The 19,461-nt window shown below is 59.2% G+C and carries 17 protein-coding genes and 1 pseudogene; 10 read left to right on the plus strand and 8 right to left on the minus strand.

Features of this window, described 5'->3' with window-relative positions; genetic code table 11:
- Nucleotides 1-13 precede the first annotated feature (13 nt).
- Nucleotides 14-1,648 (minus strand): methyl-accepting chemotaxis protein, encoded by a 1,635-nt coding sequence (locus ACIP8I_RS01415; protein ID WP_400758116.1) that lies wholly within the window; start codon nt 1,646-1,648, stop codon nt 14-16.
- A gap of 304 nt (nt 1,649-1,952) precedes the next feature.
- On the opposite strand from ACIP8I_RS01415, the gene ACIP8I_RS01420 reads away from it, so the two are divergent.
- Nucleotides 1,953-2,783: an undecaprenyl-diphosphate phosphatase gene (locus tag ACIP8I_RS01420; RefSeq protein WP_027612707.1), complete on the plus strand. Its 831-nt coding sequence runs from the start codon at nt 1,953-1,955 to the stop codon at nt 2,781-2,783.
- Nucleotides 2,780-3,208 carry a DUF1294 domain-containing protein gene (locus ACIP8I_RS01425; protein ID WP_041064418.1) on the plus strand — a complete coding sequence of 143 codons (429 nt, stop codon included), beginning with the start codon at nt 2,780-2,782 and terminating at the stop codon, nt 3,206-3,208. Before ACIP8I_RS01420 ends, ACIP8I_RS01425 begins: the two co-directional genes overlap by 4 nt.
- Before the next feature lie 105 nt (nt 3,209-3,313).
- On the opposite strand, the gene ACIP8I_RS01430 is transcribed toward ACIP8I_RS01425, so the two are convergent.
- Together ACIP8I_RS01430 and ACIP8I_RS01435 are read right to left on the minus strand one after the other, a co-directional pair.
- Nucleotides 3,314-3,673, minus strand: a complete 360-nt coding sequence (locus tag ACIP8I_RS01430; protein WP_400758119.1) for an MmcQ/YjbR family DNA-binding protein — start codon at nt 3,671-3,673, stop codon at nt 3,314-3,316.
- Nucleotides 3,670-4,578, minus strand: coding sequence for a LysR substrate-binding domain-containing protein (locus ACIP8I_RS01435; protein ID WP_007964611.1), 909 nt, complete (start codon nt 4,576-4,578; stop codon nt 3,670-3,672). The genes ACIP8I_RS01430 and ACIP8I_RS01435 overlap by 4 nt, the downstream gene beginning before the upstream one ends.
- Nucleotides 4,579-4,703: 125 nt before the next feature.
- On the opposite strand from ACIP8I_RS01435, the gene ACIP8I_RS01440 reads away from it, so the two are divergent.
- Both ACIP8I_RS01440 and ACIP8I_RS01445 read left to right on the plus strand, forming a co-directional pair.
- Nucleotides 4,704-5,315 carry an FMN-dependent NADH-azoreductase gene (locus ACIP8I_RS01440; protein WP_400758121.1) on the plus strand — a complete coding sequence of 204 codons (612 nt, stop codon included), beginning with the start codon at nt 4,704-4,706 and terminating at the stop codon, nt 5,313-5,315.
- Nucleotides 5,316-5,553: 238 nt separating this feature from the next.
- Nucleotides 5,554-6,591, plus strand: coding sequence for a dienelactone hydrolase (locus ACIP8I_RS01445; RefSeq protein WP_367084418.1), 1,038 nt, complete (start codon nt 5,554-5,556; stop codon nt 6,589-6,591).
- 111 nt (nt 6,592-6,702) lie between these two features.
- Here ACIP8I_RS01445 and ACIP8I_RS01450 read toward each other — a convergent pair whose 3' ends face one another.
- Nucleotides 6,703-7,890, minus strand: a complete 1,188-nt coding sequence (locus ACIP8I_RS01450; protein ID WP_400758123.1) for an MFS transporter — start codon at nt 7,888-7,890, stop codon at nt 6,703-6,705.
- A 281-nt stretch (nt 7,891-8,171) separates the two neighbouring features.
- Nucleotides 8,172-9,758 carry an ABC-F family ATPase gene (locus tag ACIP8I_RS01455; RefSeq protein WP_027612713.1) on the minus strand — a complete coding sequence of 529 codons (1,587 nt, stop codon included), beginning with the start codon at nt 9,756-9,758 and terminating at the stop codon, nt 8,172-8,174.
- Between the two features lie 390 nt (nt 9,759-10,148).
- Here ACIP8I_RS01455 and lpxO point away from each other — a divergent pair, with 390 nt between their 5' ends.
- Entirely contained in the window at nt 10,149-11,048 is a 900-nt protein-coding gene (gene lpxO / locus ACIP8I_RS01460) for a lipid A hydroxylase LpxO (protein WP_400758125.1), read from the plus strand.
- Between the two features lie 157 nt (nt 11,049-11,205).
- Here the strand turns inward: lpxO and ACIP8I_RS01465 are convergent, their stop codons facing one another.
- Entirely contained in the window at nt 11,206-12,078 is an 873-nt protein-coding gene (locus ACIP8I_RS01465; protein WP_400758127.1) for a Ku protein, read from the minus strand.
- 189 nt (nt 12,079-12,267) lie between these two features.
- On the opposite strand from ACIP8I_RS01465, the gene ACIP8I_RS01470 reads away from it, so the two are divergent.
- A complete protein-coding gene (locus ACIP8I_RS01470) occupies nt 12,268-12,609 on the plus strand; it encodes a hypothetical protein (protein WP_400758129.1) in 342 nt (113 codons plus the stop codon).
- A gap of 52 nt (nt 12,610-12,661) precedes the next feature.
- Nucleotides 12,662-13,807 carry a PQQ-dependent sugar dehydrogenase gene (locus tag ACIP8I_RS01475; protein ID WP_400758131.1) on the plus strand — a complete coding sequence of 382 codons (1,146 nt, stop codon included), beginning with the start codon at nt 12,662-12,664 and terminating at the stop codon, nt 13,805-13,807.
- Nucleotides 13,808-13,937: 130 nt separating this feature from the next.
- Here ACIP8I_RS01475 and rimI read toward each other — a convergent pair whose 3' ends face one another.
- Entirely contained in the window at nt 13,938-15,056 is a 1,119-nt protein-coding gene (rimI, locus tag ACIP8I_RS01480) for a ribosomal protein S18-alanine N-acetyltransferase (protein ID WP_400758132.1), read from the minus strand.
- Between the two features lie 92 nt (nt 15,057-15,148).
- Between rimI and ACIP8I_RS01485 the strand changes: the two genes are divergently transcribed.
- Both ACIP8I_RS01485 and ACIP8I_RS01490 read left to right on the plus strand, forming a co-directional pair.
- The gene (locus ACIP8I_RS01485) at nt 15,149-16,723 is read left to right on the plus strand and encodes a RimK family protein (protein WP_400758134.1); all 1,575 of its coding nucleotides are present in this window, start codon (nt 15,149-15,151) and stop codon (nt 16,721-16,723) included.
- 7 nt (nt 16,724-16,730) lie between these two features.
- Nucleotides 16,731-17,654, plus strand: coding sequence for a magnesium transporter CorA family protein (locus ACIP8I_RS01490; protein ID WP_047597123.1), 924 nt, complete (start codon nt 16,731-16,733; stop codon nt 17,652-17,654).
- Between the two features lie 118 nt (nt 17,655-17,772).
- Here ACIP8I_RS01490 and ACIP8I_RS01495 read toward each other — a convergent pair whose 3' ends face one another.
- Nucleotides 17,773-18,108 carry a DUF2834 domain-containing protein gene (locus ACIP8I_RS01495; RefSeq protein WP_400758136.1) on the minus strand — a complete coding sequence of 112 codons (336 nt, stop codon included), beginning with the start codon at nt 18,106-18,108 and terminating at the stop codon, nt 17,773-17,775.
- Between the two features lie 350 nt (nt 18,109-18,458).
- Between ACIP8I_RS01495 and ilvA the strand changes: the two are divergent.
- Nucleotides 18,459-19,454, plus strand: a pseudogene (gene ilvA, locus ACIP8I_RS01500) (threonine ammonia-lyase, biosynthetic); the annotation flags it as partial.
- Nucleotides 19,455-19,461: the final 7 nt, after the last annotated feature.

The following is a 19,461-nucleotide window of genomic DNA, read 5'->3' on the forward strand; positions in this document are numbered from 1 at the left end:
CAAGGGTGAGGGGTCAGACGCGGAACTGGCGCAGCAATTGGTTCAACTGCTCGCTCAACTGCCCAAGCTTGACGCTCGCCGCACTCGACTGCTCCGCCGCCAGCGCCGTGCTGTGAGACAGGCCGGCCGCCTGGGTGACGTTCTGATTGATGTCCTCGACCACATGCGCCTGTTGCAGCGTGGCGCTGGCAATCGAGGCGTTCAGGCCATTGAGATTGCGCAGTGCCTGGCCGATGGCATTCAGGCTCGCGCCGGCCAATCCCGCCTGTTCGATGGTCAGTTGCGAGGCCTTGCTGCTGTCGCCAATGACTTTCACCGCCGCTTCGGAATGATTCTGCAGGCGTTCGATCATGCTCTGGATTTCCGCCGTCGACTTTTGCGTGCGCTGCGCCAGCAACCGCACTTCATCGGCCACCACCGCAAAGCCCCGGCCCTGTTCACCGGCGCGGGCCGCTTCGATGGCCGCGTTGAGTGCCAGCAGGTTGGTCTGCTCGGCAATCGAACGGATCACCTCCAGCACACTGCCGATCTGCGTACTTTCGGCTGCCAGGGTGCGAATCACTTCGACCGCCTGATCAATGGTTCCGGACAATTTGTCGATCTGTTGCAGGCTGCCGTCGATGTTGATCTGACCCTGCTGCGCCTGAGCTTCGGCATCGCGCATTTCAGCGGCAGCGTGTTCGGCGTTCTTTGCCACGTCCTGCACGCCATAGGTCACTTCGTTGATCGCGGTCGCGACCAGTTCCATCTGCTGCGATTGCTGCTGGCTGCGCTGCTGGGCCTGGTTCGCGTCGTTGCCCAGTTCACTGGACGACTGGCCGAGCGCACTGGCTGAAACCTGCAAATCACCGATGACCCGGCGCAACTTGGCGGTGAAGGCGTTGAAGTGATGCGCCAGTTGCGTGACTTCGTCCTGGCCGTGGGTGTCGAGGCTGCGGGTCAGATCGCTTTCGCCGCTGGCGATGTTGGCCATGGCGTTCACGGTTTCCTGTAGCGGACGGACGATGCTGCGGGCAATCAAAATCACCAGCAGGGCCATAATCACGGCAATCACTAGGCCGATCACCGAAGCCTTGATCAACTGACCGCGGAACTCACTCTGCACATCATCGACGTAAACGCCGGAGCCGAGCACCCAGCCCCACGGTTCGAACAGTTTCACGTAGGAGGTTTTCGCCACCGGCTCACTGGCACCGGGCTTGGGCCAGCGGTAATCGACCATGCCGGCGCCTTTGCTTTTGGCGATCGCGACCATCTCGTTGAACACCGCGAAACCGTCCGGATCGCGGATCGCCGAGAGGTTCTGGCCTTCGAGCTTGGGGTTGGTCGGGTGCATGACCATCACCGGGGTGAGGTCGTTGATCCAAAAGTAATCGCTCTGGTCGTAGCGCAGACCACGAATCGCGGTCAACGCCTGTTTCTGCGCGGCGTCGCGGGTCAGGGTGCCGCCGGTTTCCAGGTCGTGGTAGTAGGTCAGCAGGCCGCTGGCGGTCTGCACCACATGCTGGGTTTTCTGCGCCTTGGCGTGGTACAGGTCGTCGTGGATCTGCTTGAGCATCAACACGCCCAAGGTCAACAACATGACCATGGCCACAATCAAAATGAGCCACAAGCGTCGGCTGATCGACACACTGCGCAAGCTGTTCATAACGCTGTCACTCCGATTTCTTTTTCTTGTAATAAATCAACGCCAGCATCCAACCACGTTTGGAGTGGTCAGGCATACGCGACCCAAGTCGAATAACGCCGCAGCACTATTAAGGCTTGTCTGTTAGGATTTCGGCCCCGCGCGTGAAAACCTGAATCCGAATTGATATTTCACGGAATTTTGACCGTTTCGTGTGGATGCTGTGTGCGCGGAATCGGTACAGCAACAAACAGCTACGCTGATCGCAGTGAACGTAAAAAATATTATCGGGGCATGCCACCGTGTATCGCTCTTTGGGGGACTGATGGATCTTTGGACCGCCTTGCAGGCACTGATTCTTGGAGTTGTAGAGGGGCTGACGGAGTTTTTGCCCATTTCCAGTACCGGACACCAGATCATTGTTGCCGACTTGCTCGACTTCGGCGGCGAACGGGCCATGGCGTTCAACATCATTATTCAGCTCGGCGCGATCCTCGCGGTGGTCTGGGAGTTTCGTCGCAAGATTCTCGACGTGGTAATCGGCTTGCCGACCCAGCCGAGTGCGCGGCGTTTTACCGCCAACCTGCTGATCGCGTTTCTGCCGGCGGTGGTGCTGGGGGTGATTTTTGCCGACCTGATTCACCAATACCTGTTCAATCCGATCACCGTCGCGACCGCGCTGGTGGTGGGTGGTGTGATCATGCTGTGGGCCGAGCGTCGGCAACATGAAGTGCACGCCGAAACCGTGGACGAGATCACCTGGAAGGACGCGCTGAAAGTCGGTTTCGCCCAGTGTCTGGCGATGATCCCCGGCACCTCGCGTTCCGGCTCGACGATCATCGGCGGCCTGCTGTTCGGCCTGTCGCGCAAGACCGCGACCGAGTTCTCGTTTTTCCTGGCGATGCCGACCATGGTCGGTGCGGCGGTGTACTCCGGTTACAAGTATCGCCATCTGTTCGTGCCGGCAGACTTCCCGGTGTTCGCCATCGGCTTCATCACCGCGTTCATCTTTGCCATGATCGCCGTGCGCGGTCTGCTCAAGTTCATCGCCAGCCACAGTTACGCGGCATTCGCCTGGTACCGGATTGTTTTCGGTCTGGTGATTCTGGCGACCTGGCAGTTCGGCTGGGTTGACTGGTCGGCGGCCAAACCATGAGTGATTCCCGCGCGCGCCGCCCGGATGGACGCCCGTCCGGTGGTGGCATTCAGCATTTGAAACTGAAACTGGCGGTGCTACTGATCGTCTGCGCGCTGCCGCTGTTCGGCTCGCTGTCGATGTGGCTGCGTGGCATCTCGCTGGTGCCGTTGACGGCTTATGGCGTGGTCAGCGTGCTGGCGTTTTTCATGTACTGGGCAGACAAGCGCAAGGCCCGCGCCGATGCGTGGCGCACGCCGGAGAACATCCTGCATGCACTCGAACTGGCCGGCGGCTGGCCCGGTGCGCTGATCGCCCAACAGGTGTTCCGGCACAAGACGCGCAAGGTGTCGTTTCAGATTCTGTTCTGGGTCATTGTGGCGTTGCATCAGGTGTTCTGGATCGACCAGTTGTTTCTCGGCTCGAACCTGCTGTCACTGTTCTGAATCACCACAAATCCCTCTGTAGGAGCTGCCGCAGGCTGCGATCTTTTGATCTTTTAAAAAGCAAGATTAAAAGATCGCAGCCTGCGGCAGCTCCTACAGGGGGGGTTAGAGCAGTAATCCGATTTGGGTTTTCTTCGGCAACTTGCCCACCACCAACTGGTGCGAACGCGTCAGCAATCCCTGCAGTTCCTCGGCGCCCAGCGGGTAGGGCGGGTGGATGATGATCCACTGCGCCCGCGCCAGATAAGGGGCCGGGTGAATGCCCGGGCGGTCGCAATGGCCGAGAAACAGATCCTTGTCGACCTTGAACGCCAGTGAGTCCCCGCGCAACCCTTGCAGGGCGAACATCTTGTTGCCGGCAATCGAAAACACCCGCACGCCGCCCCACTTGTAATCCTCCCGCGCGCCCGGCAAGGCCAGGCAAAAGGCGGCGACGTCCGCTTCGTTCATTTTTCCCTTGTTCATAACAACCGCTCCCCGCACGCATTGAACGATTCGACCAAGTGATCGATCCACGCCCGCACCGCCGGCATTACCCCGCGCCGATGCGGGTACACCGCCTGCAACCAGCCGCCGGGCAATGACCATTCGGGTAGTAATTGCACCAGCGCGCCGCTCTCAAGGTCGGCTTCGCAATACATCATCGGCAGCAGAGTGAAACCCTGGCCGGCCAGCACACAGGCTTTGCGCACGATAAAGTCATCGATGCCCAGCCGCGCCTCCATGTTCAGTTCGACGCTGTTGCCTTGCTCGTCCAGCAAGCGCACATGCACCATGCGATCGGCCTCCAGCGCGCCGAGCACCGGCAGGTTCTTCAGGTCCTGTGGATGAGTGATGGTTTTGCCTTCGACAAAAGCCGGGCTGGCGACGACGACCATTTGTGCCTGGCGCAGACGTCGAGTCACCAGCAACGGATCTTCATCGCCCAGCTCGCGTACACGCAGGGCCACGTCGAAGCCTTCGGCCACCAGATCCACTCGGCGATTGAGCAGCACCACCTCCAGTTGCACCTGAGGAAATTTGCCGAGGAATTCGCTGATCACCCACGGCAACATTTCTCGCGCCAGGCCAGTGGGACAGGACACGCGCAAGCGGCCGCGTGGCTCGCTGGACATGCTGGCGACCGCTTCGTCGGCCATCTCCGCTTCCAGCAACATCGCCTGACAGTGACGCAAGTAGCGTTCGCCAACAGCGGTCAGGTTCAACTGGCGCGTGGTGCGTTGCAGCAGACGGGCGCCGAGGCGCTCTTCGAGTTCGGCAATGCGTCGTGATAGTCGAGACTTGGGAATGCCCAGCAAACGCCCGGCCGCCGCGAAGCCACCGGCCTCGACCACCTTGGCAAAATAGTAGAGATCGTTGAGATCCTGCATCAAAAATCCACCGTTCTATCAGTGGGACGAACTATCGCATTGTCAGCAGCTAATCAGCTATTGGTTTCTTCCGTAGGATTGTCTCCATTCCGTCGCCGCCGGCGATTCTTTCCAGGAGATTCCACATGAAACTGCTGCACATCGATTCGAGCATTCTGGGCGACAACTCCGCTTCCCGTCAGTTGAGCAGCCAAGTCGTTAAAGCCTGGCAAGCCGCCGAGCCAACCGCCGTGGTGACTTACCGCGACCTGGCCGCCGACGCCATCAGCCACTTCTCGTCGACCACCCTGGTGGCTGCCGGTACCACCGCTGAACTGCGCGACGCCGCACAACAGCATGAAGCCGAACTGAGCGCTTCGACCCTGGCCGAATTCATCGCCGCCGACGCCATCGTCATCGCCGCGCCGATGTACAACTTCACCGTACCGACCCAGCTCAAGGCCTGGATCGACCGCGTCGCCGTTGCCGGCCAGACTTTCCGTTACACCGAAGCCGGCCCTGAAGGCCTGTGCGGTGGCAAGAAAGTGGTGATCGTCTCCACCTCCGGCGGCATCCATGCCGGTCAGGCGAGCGGCATCGCTCACGAAGAATATCTGAAGCTGGTACTGGGGTTCCTCGGCATCACCGACATCGAAATCGTCCGTGCCGAAGGCCTGGCTTATGATGAAGAAGTACGTAACAACGCGATGAGCGCTGCTCAGGCGAAGATCAGCGAGCAGCTGTTCGCCGCTGCGTAAGCATTGCGTAAAGACCAGCTGCCGTTCAGGTAGCGCCTCAAAAAACTCTGTATTCTGGATCTGCAAGGGCCGGATGCAGAGTTTTTTGTTTCTGACTGTTGCATAATCTGGCCCGGGTTATGCAGTCAAACGATCAACGTCTGAGTGCACCGCTGTGCCGAATCTCCGAACCTCGGGATTTGGGGCGTGTCGGAACACAAAGGATCTTTCGATTGAGTAACACAGGGTGGGCCATCCGATGATGCGTCTTTGTGCAACGTTACTGATTTGCCTGCTTGGCAGCCTCGGTTCAGTGCATGCCGCGCCCGGGCGACACCCTGTCTGGAGCGTCGGTTACCACGAGATGACCTTCCTCGATCCGCTGGATCTGCAGCCGATGCGCGCCATCGCCTTCTATCCCTCCAGTGATCGCGAACACACCAGCCTGCTTGAGGGCTACACCGTCGAGGCGGGCGCCGACACCAAGGTTGCCATCGGCCGCTTCCCGATGCTGATGCTGTCTCACGGCAACACCGGCACGCCGCTGGCCCTGCATGACCTCGCCACCTCGCTGGCACGCAAGGGCTTTGTGGTGGTCGCAGTAATTCATCCCGGCGACAACTCCAAGGACCACAGCCGCCTCGGCACCCTGAGCAATCTGTATGGCCGGCCAATCCAGATTTCCGAAGCGATCACCGCGACCCTGGGCGACCCGATGCTCTCGCCGTTCGTCAACGCTGATCAGGTCGGGGTCATTGGTTATTCGGCCGGTGGCGAAACCGCGTTGATCCTCTCCGGGGCGCAGCCGGATCTGGATCGTCTGCGTCGTTACTGCCAGGAGCGTCCGGACGACCATGATGCCTGCAATACCCAGGGTGAACTGATCGTCGATCGCGATGATTTGCAGCCAGTGGCCGATCCGCGCGTGCATGCGTTGCTGCTGATGGCGCCGCTGAGCCTGAAATTCGGCCGTAGCACTCTGGCGGATGTGCATGTGCCGGTGCTGCTGTACAGCGGCGATGGCGACAAACTGGTGGCCTTCGACAAAAACGCCGCCGCTCTGGCGCGCAAACTGCCGACCGCGCCGGACTTCAAGTTATTGGCCGGGGCAGGGCACTTCGTGTTCATGGCGCCATGCAATGAAGAGCAGATCCGCGCCATGCCGGCCCTGTGCACCGACGCTGACGGGGTGGATCGCGAAGACATCCATCGCAACCTGATTTCCGAAGCCGGGCAGTTCTTCTCGCGCACGCTGGGCAAGCCGAGCCGGGCGGGGATGCAGACTGCGGATCAGTGATTTTGGCCTTTTGTAGGAGTGAGCCTGCTCGCGATAGCGATTTGTCAGCCATAAAGATGCTGACTGAACCACCGCTATCGCGAGCAGGCTCGCTCCTACAGGGGGGGCAGCTCAAGATATCGCCCGGCGCTTGAGCACCAAGGTCAACCCCAACCCGATCACCGACAACAGCGCCGCACTGAAGAAAATCCACGCATACCCCAGATTCAATGCCACCGCGCCCATCAGCGGCCCGGCAATTGCCAGCGCCAAATCAAAGAACACGGCATACGCCCCCAACCCCGAGCCACGGCTGGAACTGGGCACCTGCTTGATCGCCTCGACCCCCAGCGCCGGATACACCAGCGACAAGCCAAATCCCGCCAGTCCCGCGCCGATCAACGCGAACGCGGTGGAGGGTGCCAGCCATAGCAACACCAGGCCGACGGTCTCGATGCTCATGCAGGCAATCGCCGAATTGAAGCCGCCAAAACGGCTGATCGCCGAAATGAACAGCAGCCGCGACACGATGAAACACACGCCGAATACCGTCAGGCAATACGCGGCGCCGCTCCAGCCTCGGTTGAGGTAATAAAGGGTGATGAAGGTGGTCAGCGTGCCGTAACCGATCGACGCCAGACTCAAACTGGCCCCATACGGTGCAATCCGTCCGAACACCGCCCAAAAAGGCAGCCGTTCGCCGCGCACCACCGGCACCGAAGGTTTATTGCGGATCAACACCAGGGCGCCCGCGGCCAATACCGACAAGGCGATGCCCAGGCTGGCAAAGCCGTAGTCGGCGACCATGACCACGCCCAGTGGCGCGCCAATCGCAATCGCGCCGTAGGAGGCAATGCCGTTCCAGCCGATCGACCTTGCCGTGTGTTCGACGCCGACCTGGCCCATGCACCAGCTGATGGTGCCGACGCCGATCAAGCCTTGTGCGACGCCGAGCAGCAGCCGACCGATGATCAGAATGATCAGGCTCGGCAACGGGAAGTCCTGCAACAGCGTCGAAGTCAGCGTCAGCAGCCCGCTGAGCACAATCCCCGACAAGCCATAAACAATTGCCCGCTTGGTGCCCAGCGTATCCGACATGCGCCCGGCCATCGGCCGACTGAGCAGGGTGGCCAGATACTGCGAGCCGATCACCAGCCCGGCAATAACGGCACTGAAACCCAGCTGCTCATGCACATAACCGGGCAACACCGCGATCGGCAGGCCGATGCACAGGAAGGCGACAAAGGTGTAGAAGACGATGGAGACGATCTGCAGGGTGATCGCCAGGGAGCTTTGCGGAGGCGGTTGCTGCGCAGACATGTGGACTCGTTCGCGGGCGGCGGTGGGAGAGTCGGCATGATGGCTTGGCATTGAAATAAAAGGAAGCAGGCTAAGTATTTTTTCCTGGCGATTTCGTTTGTTGCTGATGACCCCATCGCGAGCAGGCTCACTCCTACAGTTGAAATGCGTCCACTGTAGGAGTGAGCCTGCTCGCGATAGTGTCGGTACCCGCATAAATACTGGCTCTTGAATGCAAAAAGCCCCGTCACAAGGACAGGGCTTTTATCTTGCAGCTAGCAACTCAACACTCGAAGCCGCTCTTAGAACACCACACCCTGACTACGCAGGTAGTCATCGTAAGTGCCGCTGAAGTCAGTCACGCCGTTGGCGCTCAGTTCGATAATGCGCGTGGCCAGGGACGATACGAACTCACGGTCGTGGCTGACGAAGATCAGCGTGCCCGGGTAGTTTTCCAGCGCCAGGTTCAGCGCCTCGATCGATTCCATGTCCAGGTGGTTGGTCGGTTCGTCCATGATCAGCACGTTCGGCTTTTGCAGGATCAGCTTGCCGAACAGCATGCGGCCTTGCTCACCACCGGAAATCACTTTGACCGACTTGAGGATCTCGTCGTTGGAGAACAGCATGCGGCCCAAAGTACCGCGAATCATCTGCTCGCCCTGCGTCCACTGACCCATCCAGTCGAACAGCGTCACGTCGTCTTCGAAGTCGTGCGCATGGTCCTGAGCGTAGTAGCCCAGTTCCGCGGCGTCGGTCCACTTGACGCTGCCGGCATCCGGGGTCAGTTCGTTGACCAGGGTGCGCAGCAGGGTGGTTTTGCCAATACCGTTCGGGCCGATGATCGCTACGCGCTCGCCCGCTTCAACCTGGAAGCTGAAGTCTTTGAACAGTGGCTTGCCATCGAAACCTTTGGCCATTTTTTCGACCATGACCGCCTGGCGGTGCAGCTTTTTGTTCTGCTCGAAGCGGATGAACGGGCTGACGCGGCTGGAAGGCTTGACCTCGGCCAGCTGGATCTTGTCGATCGCCTTGGCGCGGGAAGTGGCCTGTTTGGCTTTCGAGGCGTTGGCCGAGAAGCGGCTGACGAACGATTGCAGCTCGGAAATCTGTGCTTTCTTCTTGGCGTTGTCCGACAGCAGTTGCTCGCGGGACTGGGTCGCCACGGTCATGTACTCGTCGTAGTTGCCCGGGAACAGGCGCAGCTCGCCGTAATCCAGGTCAGCCATGTGCGTGCACACGCTGTTCAGGAAGTGACGGTCGTGAGAGATGATGATCATCAGGCTGTTACGCTGGGTCAGAACGTTTTCCAGCCAGCGAATGGTGTTGATGTCCAGGTGGTTGGTCGGTTCGTCGAGCAACAGCACTTCCGGATCGGAGAACAGCGCCTGCGCCAGCAATACGCGCAGTTTCCAGCCTGGCGAGACTTCGCTCATCGGGCCGAAATGCTGTTCCAGCGGAATACCCAGACCCAGCAGCAGTTCACCGGCGCGGGATTCGGCGGTGTAGCCGTCCATCTCGGCGAACTCGGTCTCCAGCTCGGCCACGGCCATGCCGTCTTCTTCGCTCATTTCCGCCAGCGAGTAGATGCGATCGCGCTCGGCCTTGACCTTCCACAGCTCTTCGTGACCCATGATCACGGTATCGATCACGGTAAATTCTTCGTAGGCGAACTGGTCCTGGCGCAATTTACCCAGGCGCACGTTCGGCTCGAGCATGACCTGACCGCCGGACGGATCGAGGTCGCCGCCGAGGATTTTCATGAAGGTCGACTTGCCGCAACCGTTGGCGCCGATCAGGCCGTAGCGGTTACCCGCGCCGAATTTGACCGAAACGTTTTCGAAGAGCGGCTTGGCGCCGAACTGCATCGTGATGTTAGCTGTAGAAATCAAAGGTTTTTCCTGCGAAGCATGCTGAGTAGCGAGGGTGCGGCTGGAGCGCTTGGCCCGAGTCAAAGTGCGCTGAGTCGGGACAGTCCCGTCATCAACCAAGGGGGGCGCGTAAAGTTTGGCGGCGATTGTACTGGTCTGGCTCTTTAAACGATAGGGCGATGACGTCGCGCCCGCCGTTTGGCAGATTCAGCGGACAGTTTTTCACAGATCAGGTTCACTATTGGTTACAAAGTATGGCTAAAATGCCATCCGATTACCCAATAGCCGCTAACGGCATGGGCTCAAGGAAGTGCCACCGGGACAGTATTTGTATTCATGCCACTGCATCAGACCCTGGGCCTCCGGCCGGCAGGCGCGCAGTTTGTTCACTTTTGACGTGTGACGATTTCCGTGAAACTCATCATTGCCGCTATTTATGTCATTTCGATTGCATACGTTCACCTTCGTGGACGTGTGCGTCACAAACTGGGCCGTCAATTGAGCGATCACTCGACGTTTCTGGCCCCGATCAACTGCTTCCTTTACCTGTTTTCGAAGAAGCCGAACAAACCGTATCTCGATCCGTCCGAGTTTCCGGACCTGAGCCCGTTGCAGACGCACTGGGAAGAAATTCGCCAGGAAGGGCAGGATCTGCTGCGTGCCGGTGAGATCAAGCGCTCGAATCAGTACGATGACGTCGGTTTCAACTCGTTCTTCAAAAGCGGCTGGAAGCGTTTCTACCTCAAGTGGTACGGCGAGAGCCATCCGTCGGCGATGAAGCTGTGCCCGCGCACCACCGAACTGGTGCAGAGCATCGGTTCGATCAAGGCCGCGATGTTCGCCGAGCTGCCACCGGGGTCGAAACTGGTTCGCCACCGTGACCCGTATGCCGGTTCGTACCGCTACCACCTGGGTCTCGACACGCCGAACGATGCCGGTTGCTACATCAATGTCGACGGCGAGAGCTACCACTGGCGCGACGGTGAAGCGGTGATGTTCGATGAGACATACATCCACTATGCCGAAAACACCACCGACAAGAACCGCATCATCCTGTTCTGCGACATCGAGCGCCCGATGAAATATCGCTGGGCGGCGGCGTTCAACCGCTGGTTCAGCCGCACCGTGATGTCCGCTGCAGGTGCGCCAAACGATGCTGGCGACCGTACTGGCGGGATCAACCGCCTGTTTACCAAAATCTACAAGGTTCGCCTGCGCGGTAAAGAGCTGAAAAAGCGTAATCGCGCGCGTTACTACATGGAAAAGTGGGCGATCTTCGGCGGTCTGCTGGCGATCTTCATTCTGATCTGACTGCTGTTTCGCGCCTGTTTATGGCATCGCCAGCAGGCTGGCTCCTGCAGTGGAATGTGTGTTCGGCAAAGAACGAATTCCAACTGTTTGGAGCCACCTGCTGGCGATGAGTCTCTCAAAGCCAACCTGTCAGCTTCCTGACAGGATCCGCATCTGATTACGCCCCCGAAGCCTTTTTGGTCTTTCTCGCCGGAGCCGCCTTACTGGCAGGCTTGTCTTTTGCCTTCGGTTTGGCCGGCGCTTTACCGCCCAGGCTGCGTTTAAGCAACTCGGTCAAGTCGATCACATCCGCAGATTTGCGCTCCTCCTCGCCACCCACGGTTTCGACATCCTCGATCTTGCCTTCATGGGCTTTTTTCTCGACCAGGGCCATGATCTTGTCTTCAAACTCGTCCTTGTAGTCCTCCGGACTCCAGTCGCCACTCATGTCCTGCACCAGACGTTTGGCCATGTCCAGCTCGCCCTTGGCCAGTTGCGGTTTGGTCACTTCGCTGCCCAGTTCCAGTTCGTCGAGGCCGCGCACCTCTTGCGGCCAGCGCAGTTTGACCAGCACCAGCGCCGATTCCAGCGGCATCAGTGCCGCCAAGTATTGCCGAGTGTGCAGGACGACGCGGGCGAGGGCGACCTTGTTGGTTTTGCTCAATGTTTCACGTAGCAAGGCGTAGACCTTGCCGCCGCGTTTGTCCGGGGCCAGGTAATAAGGCGTGTCGATGTTCTGCAGCGGGATCTGCTCGGCATCGACAAAGGAAAAGATGTCGATGGTTTGCGTCGACACCGGGTGCGCCGAACGGATCTCCTCCTCGCTGAGCACGACGTAGCGGCCTTTTTCATAGGCCACACCTTTGACGATGTGCTCCTTGGTGACTTCCTTGCCGGTGACCTTGTTTACCCGTTTATAACCCACCGGATCCATGCTGCGGTTGTCGAGCCAGTCAAAGTCCACGCCGTGCGAAGAGGTTGCCGACACCAGCGCGACAGGGATGTGTACCAGTCCGAAACTGATCGCGCCTTTCCAGATTGCCCGAGCCATGGTGAGTTCTCCAAGTGATGTTCAGGTGACCTGTGGCGCCGTGCGAAAGTTTCCGGCATTTGCGTGGCGCGCAGCGTTGCCGGTCAAGCCGTGTTACATCTTGTTTAAGGGCGACGGGTTAACAAATCCGAACCCGGGGCGTAGCGTGGACTCGAAGGCTCTATCACCTGTGCATCGAGAGGCCACCCCATGAACCGAATACTGCCAGGCATTATTGTTCTGCTCCTTGGGGCCGATCTGGCGCATGCCGACGTCGCGGCACCGTCCGCTCCGCTTTTACTGGCGCAGAACCCAGCCGGTACCAACAACAATCCCTACAACAGCCCGATCCGCCGGGCCAATCCCAACAGCATGCAGGGCACGCAGCCCAGCGCGCCGGTGATTCGCGGGCCGAATACAGTGCCGGTGCCCAGTACGCCCACCGTTGGCAATGGCGGCATCGGCAACGGTCAGCAGCAACGCTCGGTACCGAGTACGCCGCCCAGATTCATTCCCAACCCACCGCCACGCGATGGAGACAGCAACCGTTGAACGGCGGGACTGCGTTCCTGTCAGCCTTTGAAATGAACAAAAGGAATCGTGCATGTTGCGTAAACCCCTTCTAGCCACGTTGTGTGCCGGCGCGCTGATCAGCGCTCCCGCGTTCGCCGCTGCCCCCCAAGCGCTGCAAAGCGAGCAGGGCACCCTTGAAGTCACCACGATCACCCAAGGCCTTGAGCATCCCTGGGCGCTGGCGTTTCTACCGGATCGTCAGGGGATGCTGGTGACCGAGCGCCCGGGCAACCTGCGGGTGATTACAGCCGACGGCAAGCGTTCCGAGCCCATCAGCGGCGTGCCCAAGGTCTGGGCCAAGGGCCAGGGTGGTTTGCTCGATGTGGTGCTGTCGCCAGACTTCAAACAGGATCGATTGGTCTATCTGTCCTACGCCGAGGGCGGTGGCGCCGGGGACAAGGCCGGTACAGCGGTGGGGCGAGGCCGGCTGTCAGACGACTTGAAGACAATCAGTGATTTCAAAGTGATCTTCCGTCAGGAGCCGAAACTCTCGACCGGCAACCACTTTGGCTCACGACTGGTGTTCGACCGCGCCGGTTATCTGTTCATCACCCTGGGCGAAAACAACGACCGGCCGACCGCGCAGGATCTCGACAAGCTGCAGGGCAAGGTCGTGCGGATCTTCCCCGACGGCAAGGTGCCGGATGACAACCCGTTCGTGGGCCAGTCCGGCGTGCGTCCGGAAATCTGGTCGTACGGCCAGCGCAACCCGCAGGGCGCGGCGCTGAATCCATGGAACGGCACCATCTGGGAGAACGAACACGGCCCCCGTGGCGGTGATGAGGTGAACATCATCGAGCGCGGAAAAAACTATGGTTGGCCGCTGGCGACTCACGGCATCAACTATTCGCTGCAACCGATCCCCGAAGCGAAGGGCAAGAGTGTCGAAGGTGCGGTTGACCCCTATTATGTCTGGGAGAAATCACCCGGTGTCAGCGGTATGGCGTTCTATGACGCTGATCGTTTCAAGCCATGGCAGCAGAACCTGTTTATCGGTGCGCTGGTCAGTCAAGAGCTCATTCGCTTGCAGTTTGACGGGGACAAGGTGGTGCACGAAGAGCGGCTGTTGGGTGAGCTGAAACAGCGGATTCGGGATGTGCGGCAGGGGCCGGATGGCTATCTGTACGTGCTGACGGATGAGCAGAACGGTGCGCTCTACAAGATCGGCCTGAAATAATTTCAGTTCAAATTTTCACAGATGTCCTGTGGCGAGGGAGCTTGCTCCCTCTGGGTTGCGCAGCAGCCCCAAAATCTCGTGAGCGCTACGCACTCATGCGGGAGCAAGCTCCCTCGCCACAAAAAAGTCTCTAGAACGTAACGACAGTTGGCGAAGTGCGGGCATACAAAACCACCGCCGCGCGCAATTTCCCCCGACCAAACCGACTCATCTTCTCAAACTCGCCATGGCTGACCGGCACATGCTGGCAGTCCATTGGCTGACGATGCTGGCTGTGATCGACATCCGGATCGTGCAGATACACAAAGTCTTCATCGCAGTCGGTCACCATGACCCAATGCGGTGATTTGGAGCGGGTCAGGCGATAGCTGCTGATCAGCACCAGAGGCTGACCGCCAGCCTGCAGCAGGCGCGGCAAATCCAGGTGGGTACCAATCTTGCGCTCGATATCGGTCTCTTGCATTTGGGCGCTGAACTCCTCGTGCACCAGGCGCATGACGTCTTTTTTATGCTCATCGCGCACGCCATCGAGAAACAATGGCCCGGCCATACTCAGTTGCAAACGCACCCGGAAACCCCGCCGCCAGGCCGCCAGTGCCAAGCCTTGAGGGCTGCAGCCACCATGGCCGGAAGTCATGAACACCGTGGTCGCTTCACGCCAGATCTGCAATTCCTCACGCCGCTCCAGCAAGCGCTCAGGTTGCAGCGCGCCCATGGCCATCAGCTGGCAAGCCGGGCCACAGGTGAACTCAGTGGTTTGCGGGTAATAGGGCACCTTGATGTTGCGCGAATCACGGTGCTGAACAATGCGTTTTTCCAGACGCAACGCATCGGCATGGTCTTCGTAGTAATCGTGAATCAACGCAAAGCGTCGGTAGCCGTTGCGCTCGTACAGCGCGATGGCGGTGGGGTTGTCGATACGCACTTCCAGGCGCAGGTACGCGCAGTCATGCTCGACGGCGCAGGCCTCGATACGTTGCAGCAACTGTTTGCCCAAACCGCTGCCGCGAGCTTCCCCGGCAATGGCGATCGAGTACAGGCGCGCCAGCGAGGTGCCGCGATGAAACAGCACCAGTGCGTAGCCGAGCAATCGACCGTCAAGCTCGGCGACCAGCAACTGCGCATGGGCGCGGGTGATCATCCACTGAAAGCTGCGGCTGGTGAGCCGGTCGGTGGTGAAACATTGCATTTCCAGGGCCAGCAGCGCTGGCAGATCTTCAACTACCGCCAAACGAAAAACAGCATTCATATGACCACCGTAAAAGTTGCGTAACGAAACGGGACTTTCGAAAAACTTCGTGCTTAATAGAAATGGTCTTGTTCTCCAACGGATCAATCTCTATGTCAGCGGTACAGGGTCATTGGCGCGAAGTATCCGAGCAAAGTTTGCCGGCGGCAACTTTTTTAAATCCAGCCATCAGAACTTCCAGTCAAGTGTTGATTATCGTCGAACGCAAGGAAGACTGGGCTTCGTACTTTCCCAGCGAGGACATCGTCACGGCTCAGGAATACCTCGAGCAAACCCGTGACAGCGAGCCGGGCAAGCGGGTGCAGGTGATCAACCTGTGCCGCAGCTACAAGTACCTGGGCCACGGTTACTACTGCTCGCTACTGGCTGAAGCCCGCGGCCACAAAGTGATTCCCTCGGTGCGCACGATCAGCGAGCTGACGAAAAAATCGCTTTACGGTCTGGCACTGGACGATCTCGATAAAACCCTGGAAAAAGCCCTCAGTCATCATCTGTACAGCGATACCGAAGGTTTTACCCTCACACTTTATTTCGGCAAGACGCATATCGAGCCGCTGCAGGATCTGGCTCGACAGTTGTTCGAAGTGTTTCCGTGTCCGATCCTGTTAGTTGAGTTTCGTCGAACTAACGGTTGGCATATCGAAGGCATAAAGTCCGGCGCGCTGCACAAGTTGCGTGATGACCAAGAAGATCAGTTCGCCAATGCGCTGGATGGCTTCAGCCGTAAAGTCTGGCGGGCGCCACGCTCGCCACAAGTGGCGCGTTACGACCTGGCGATCCTGCACGATCCGCAGGAAGCCTTGCCACCATCCAACGCCAAGGCACTGGAGAATTTCGTGCGGGTCGGCAAGCGCATGGGCATCGACGTCGAGCTGATCGAACGCAAGGATTACGCGCGGATTGCCGAGTACGACGGCTTGCTGATCCGCGAGACTACCAGCGTCGACAACCACACCTATCGCTTTGCAAAAAAAGCCGAAAGCGAAGGATTGGTGGTCATGGACGACCCGACGTCGATCCTGCGCTGCACCAACAAGGTCTACCTGACCGACCTGCTCAATAGCCATCAACTGGGCATGCCCGCCACGGAAATTCTCTACAAGGAACGACCGGAAGACTTCGAACGGGTCGGCGAACGCCTCGGTTTTCCGCTGGTGCTGAAGATCCCTGACGGTTGTTTTTCTCGCGGAGTGATCAAGGTCGAAAGTCAGCAGGCGTTGCTGGAGGCCACCGCTGAACTGTTCGAACATTCGGTATTGCTATTGGCTCAGGAGTTTTTCTATACCGAGTACGACTGGCGCATCGGCGTGCTCAACCGCAAACCGATCTTCGCCTGCCAATACTTCATGTCCAAAGGCCATTGGCAAATCTACAACCACAAAGCCAAGGGCCAGGACATCAACGGCGAGTGCCGTACCCTGGCCGTTCACGAGGCGCCGCGAGCGGTGGTGGATCTAGCGGTAAAAACCGCCAACCTGATCGGTGATGGCCTTTACGGTGTGGACCTGAAACAGGCCGGCGACAAAGTGGTGGTGATAGAGGTCAACGATAACCCGAACCTCGACGCCGGCATCGAAGATGCCTACTTGCAGGACGATCTGTATTCACTGGTGCTGGAGGAGTTCGTGCGACGGCTGGAGCTCAAACGTCGCGGCCAGGCCTGGTGACGCGCCGATGATCAGCAGTTTCGCATTGAGTCATGGCGCGTTACAGCGGGTCGAGCGGCTGGACGCCGAGGTGATGCTGTTCAGTAATCCCGATGCCGCCGAGCGCGATTTGCTGCACAGCCACTACAAGGTCGACGAACACGCGTTGGCCTCGGCGCTGGACCCGGACGAAGTGTCGCGAATCGAGTTTCACCCCGATCATTTGTTCCTGATCTGGAAGCGCCCGGAAAACTATTCCGGCGGTGGCAGCCTGGCGTTTGAAGTGTCGTCCTGTGGCCTGCTGTTTGCGCCCGGCCAATTGCTGGTGATCGCCACCGACGACACGCCGCTGCACGGCATCGGCACCCGGCAGCCGCTCAACGCACCACTGGATGTGTTGCTCGATTTACTGTTCAACAACATCCACCATTACCTCGGCCACCTCAAGGTGATCAAACTGGTGGCCCGCGAGCTGCAACAGAAGTTCAACGCCTCGATGCAGAACCAGCATCTGGTGCAGATGTTCAACCTCAGCGAAAGCCTGATCTATTACATCAATGCTCTGCACAGCAACGGCGCGGTGCTGACGCGGCTGCGCAATCACGCGGAAAAGCAGCATTTCGGCAGCGAGGCGATCGGGTTGATCGACGACCTGATCATTGAAAACAACCAGTGCTACAAGCAGGCGGAGATCTACTCCACGGTGTTCTCGGGGCTGATCGATGCTCGCGGCAATCTGATGAACAACAGCATGAACAATCTGCTGCGCAAGCTGACGTTGATCAACGTGGTGTTTCTGCCGTTGAACCTGATTGCCAGTATTGGCGGGATGTCGGAGTTCAGCATGATGACGGCGGGTACGCCGTGGTGGATTTCCTACCCGGTGTTTCTGCTGGTGATGTTGTTGGGGGCGGGGGGAATGTTGTTCGGGTTGCGGCGGTTGGCCAAATAATCAGTGGTGACTTGGCCGACGCCATCGCGAGCAGGCTCACTCCTACAAATTGGAACGCGTTCCTCTGTAGGAGTGAGCCTGCTCGCGATGGCGTATTCAGCAATACCGGAAACCCGGATCAGCTCGCCGGGTTCGCCGCTGCGACCTTCCGGCGCTCCCGAACCCCACGCACCACCAGATACAACAACGGCCCGATCGACACAAACACCGCCGTCAGCAACAGATACGGCACCACCGACCAGACCGACATCCCTCGCGAGCGGGCATCCTTGACCATCCATACCCCGGCCAGCGTCGCCAGCAGATACAGATCGATCACCACCTGCGCCGTATCCGGACGCGACATCAGGCTGATGCCGAAGTCGATCAACGACTGTTCGGCCTGAAGCATCACCGATACGGTGTAGCCGGTAAACGCAATCAACGCAGTGAGGGGCAGGGCGACAGACATCATGCATTCCTTCCTTGGGTGATGAGCAGAATCGCCAGCCTACCTTGGCATCCGCAAATAAGCCATTGACTCGCCGGTCGCCGCCGGGCTAATTTCAGGCCCATGACTTCCACTGTATTGCGCTGCCAGCCAAGCATTATTACCGCCATTCCTCATTTGGCGGGCTAGCTCACGACTGCAGCACCCAACCCGCCCTAGAGGCGGGTTTTCATTTTCTGTCTCCAGGGTTTTAACAACGATGGCTCCCCGTAGGAGCTGCCGAAGGCTGCGATCTTTTGATCTTGCTTTGGATTTGAGAAATACAAAGTCAAAAGATCGCAGCCTTCGGCAGCTCCTACACAGAGCGCCCGGAGATGACGATGAAATACAGCCCCGACCAGCAAGCCCTGCTTGAGCAGTACGTGAAAAGGATCCTCGCCGCGCCGGTCTACGACATTGCCGTGCGTACGCCGTTGCAGGCGGCGCCGGCTCTGTCCGAGGCGCTGGACAACCGGATCCTGCTCAAGCGCGAAGACCTGCAACCGACGTTCTCCTTCAAGATCCGTGGCGCCTACAACAAGCTGGTGCAATTGAGCGATGCGCAGAAAGCACGCGGGGTGATCACCGCTTCGGCGGGCAACCATGCCCAAGGCGTGGCGCTGGCAGCGCGGGAGCTGGGAATCGCGGCGACCATTGTCATGCCCTCGACCACCCCCGAACTCAAGGTGCTTGGGGTACGAAGTCGGGGCGCCGAGGCGCTGCTGCACGGCGAGAGTTTTCCGTTTGCCCTGGCCCATGCGCTGCAACTGGCCGAACAAACCGGGCGCACTTTTGTCTCGCCTTTCGATGATCCGGACGTGATTGCCGGCCAGGGCACGGTGGCCATGGAAATCCTCCGTCAGCATCAGGGCTCGCTGGATGCGATCTTCGTTCCGGTGGGCGGTGGCGGCCTGATCGCCGGCATCGCGGCCTACGTCAAATACCTGCGACCGGAGGTACGGATCATTGGAGTTGAATCGGAGCACTCGGCCTGCCTGAAGGCGGCGCTGCAAGCGGACGCGCGAGTGGTGCTGCCCAATGTAGGAACGTTCGCCGATGGCGTGGCGGTGGCGCAGATCGGCGCTTATGGTTTTGAGGTGTGCCGGTTTTGTGTGGACAAGGTGGTCACCGTCAGCAATGACGAACTCTGTGCGGCGATCAAGAATATCTACGACGATACCCGCTCGATCACTGAACCTTCCGGTGCATTGGCGGTGGCCGGCATCAAGCAGTACGTGGCGCGCAGTGGTGTTCGCGAGCAGACCTTCGTCGCGATCGACTCCGGCGCCAATATCAACTTCGACAGCCTGCGCCACGTCGCCGAGCGCGCCGCGGTGT

The organism is Pseudomonas sp. NPDC088414, assembly GCF_044753325.1.
GTDB lineage: Bacteria > Pseudomonadota > Gammaproteobacteria > Pseudomonadales > Pseudomonadaceae > Aquipseudomonas.

Bases quoted from the DNA above. Each gene is read 5' to 3' on its own strand.
- ACIP8I_RS01415 (WP_400758116.1), bottom strand. From the start codon at position 1,648: ATGAACAGCTTGCGCAGTGTGTCGATCAGCCGACGCTTGTGGCTCATT.
- ACIP8I_RS01420 (WP_027612707.1), top strand. From the start codon at position 1,953: ATGGATCTTTGGACCGCCTTGCAGGCACTGATTCTTGGAGTTGTAGAG.
- ACIP8I_RS01425 (WP_041064418.1), top strand. From the start codon at position 2,780: ATGAGTGATTCCCGCGCGCGCCGCCCGGATGGACGCCCGTCCGGTGGT.
- ACIP8I_RS01430 (WP_400758119.1), bottom strand. From the start codon at position 3,673: ATGAACAAGGGAAAAATGAACGAAGCGGACGTCGCCGCCTTTTGCCTG.
- ACIP8I_RS01435 (WP_007964611.1), bottom strand. From the start codon at position 4,578: ATGCAGGATCTCAACGATCTCTACTATTTTGCCAAGGTGGTCGAGGCC.
- ACIP8I_RS01440 (WP_400758121.1), top strand. From the start codon at position 4,704: ATGAAACTGCTGCACATCGATTCGAGCATTCTGGGCGACAACTCCGCT.
- ACIP8I_RS01445 (WP_367084418.1), top strand. From the start codon at position 5,554: ATGATGCGTCTTTGTGCAACGTTACTGATTTGCCTGCTTGGCAGCCTC.
- ACIP8I_RS01450 (WP_400758123.1), bottom strand. From the start codon at position 7,890: ATGTCTGCGCAGCAACCGCCTCCGCAAAGCTCCCTGGCGATCACCCTG.
- ACIP8I_RS01465 (WP_400758127.1), bottom strand. From the start codon at position 12,078: ATGGCTCGGGCAATCTGGAAAGGCGCGATCAGTTTCGGACTGGTACAC.
- ACIP8I_RS01470 (WP_400758129.1), top strand. From the start codon at position 12,268: ATGAACCGAATACTGCCAGGCATTATTGTTCTGCTCCTTGGGGCCGAT.
- ACIP8I_RS01475 (WP_400758131.1), top strand. From the start codon at position 12,662: ATGTTGCGTAAACCCCTTCTAGCCACGTTGTGTGCCGGCGCGCTGATC.
- rimI (WP_400758132.1), bottom strand. From the start codon at position 15,056: ATGAATGCTGTTTTTCGTTTGGCGGTAGTTGAAGATCTGCCAGCGCTG.
- ACIP8I_RS01485 (WP_400758134.1), top strand. From the start codon at position 15,149: ATGTCAGCGGTACAGGGTCATTGGCGCGAAGTATCCGAGCAAAGTTTG.
- ACIP8I_RS01490 (WP_047597123.1), top strand. From the start codon at position 16,731: ATGATCAGCAGTTTCGCATTGAGTCATGGCGCGTTACAGCGGGTCGAG.
- ACIP8I_RS01495 (WP_400758136.1), bottom strand. From the start codon at position 18,108: ATGATGTCTGTCGCCCTGCCCCTCACTGCGTTGATTGCGTTTACCGGC.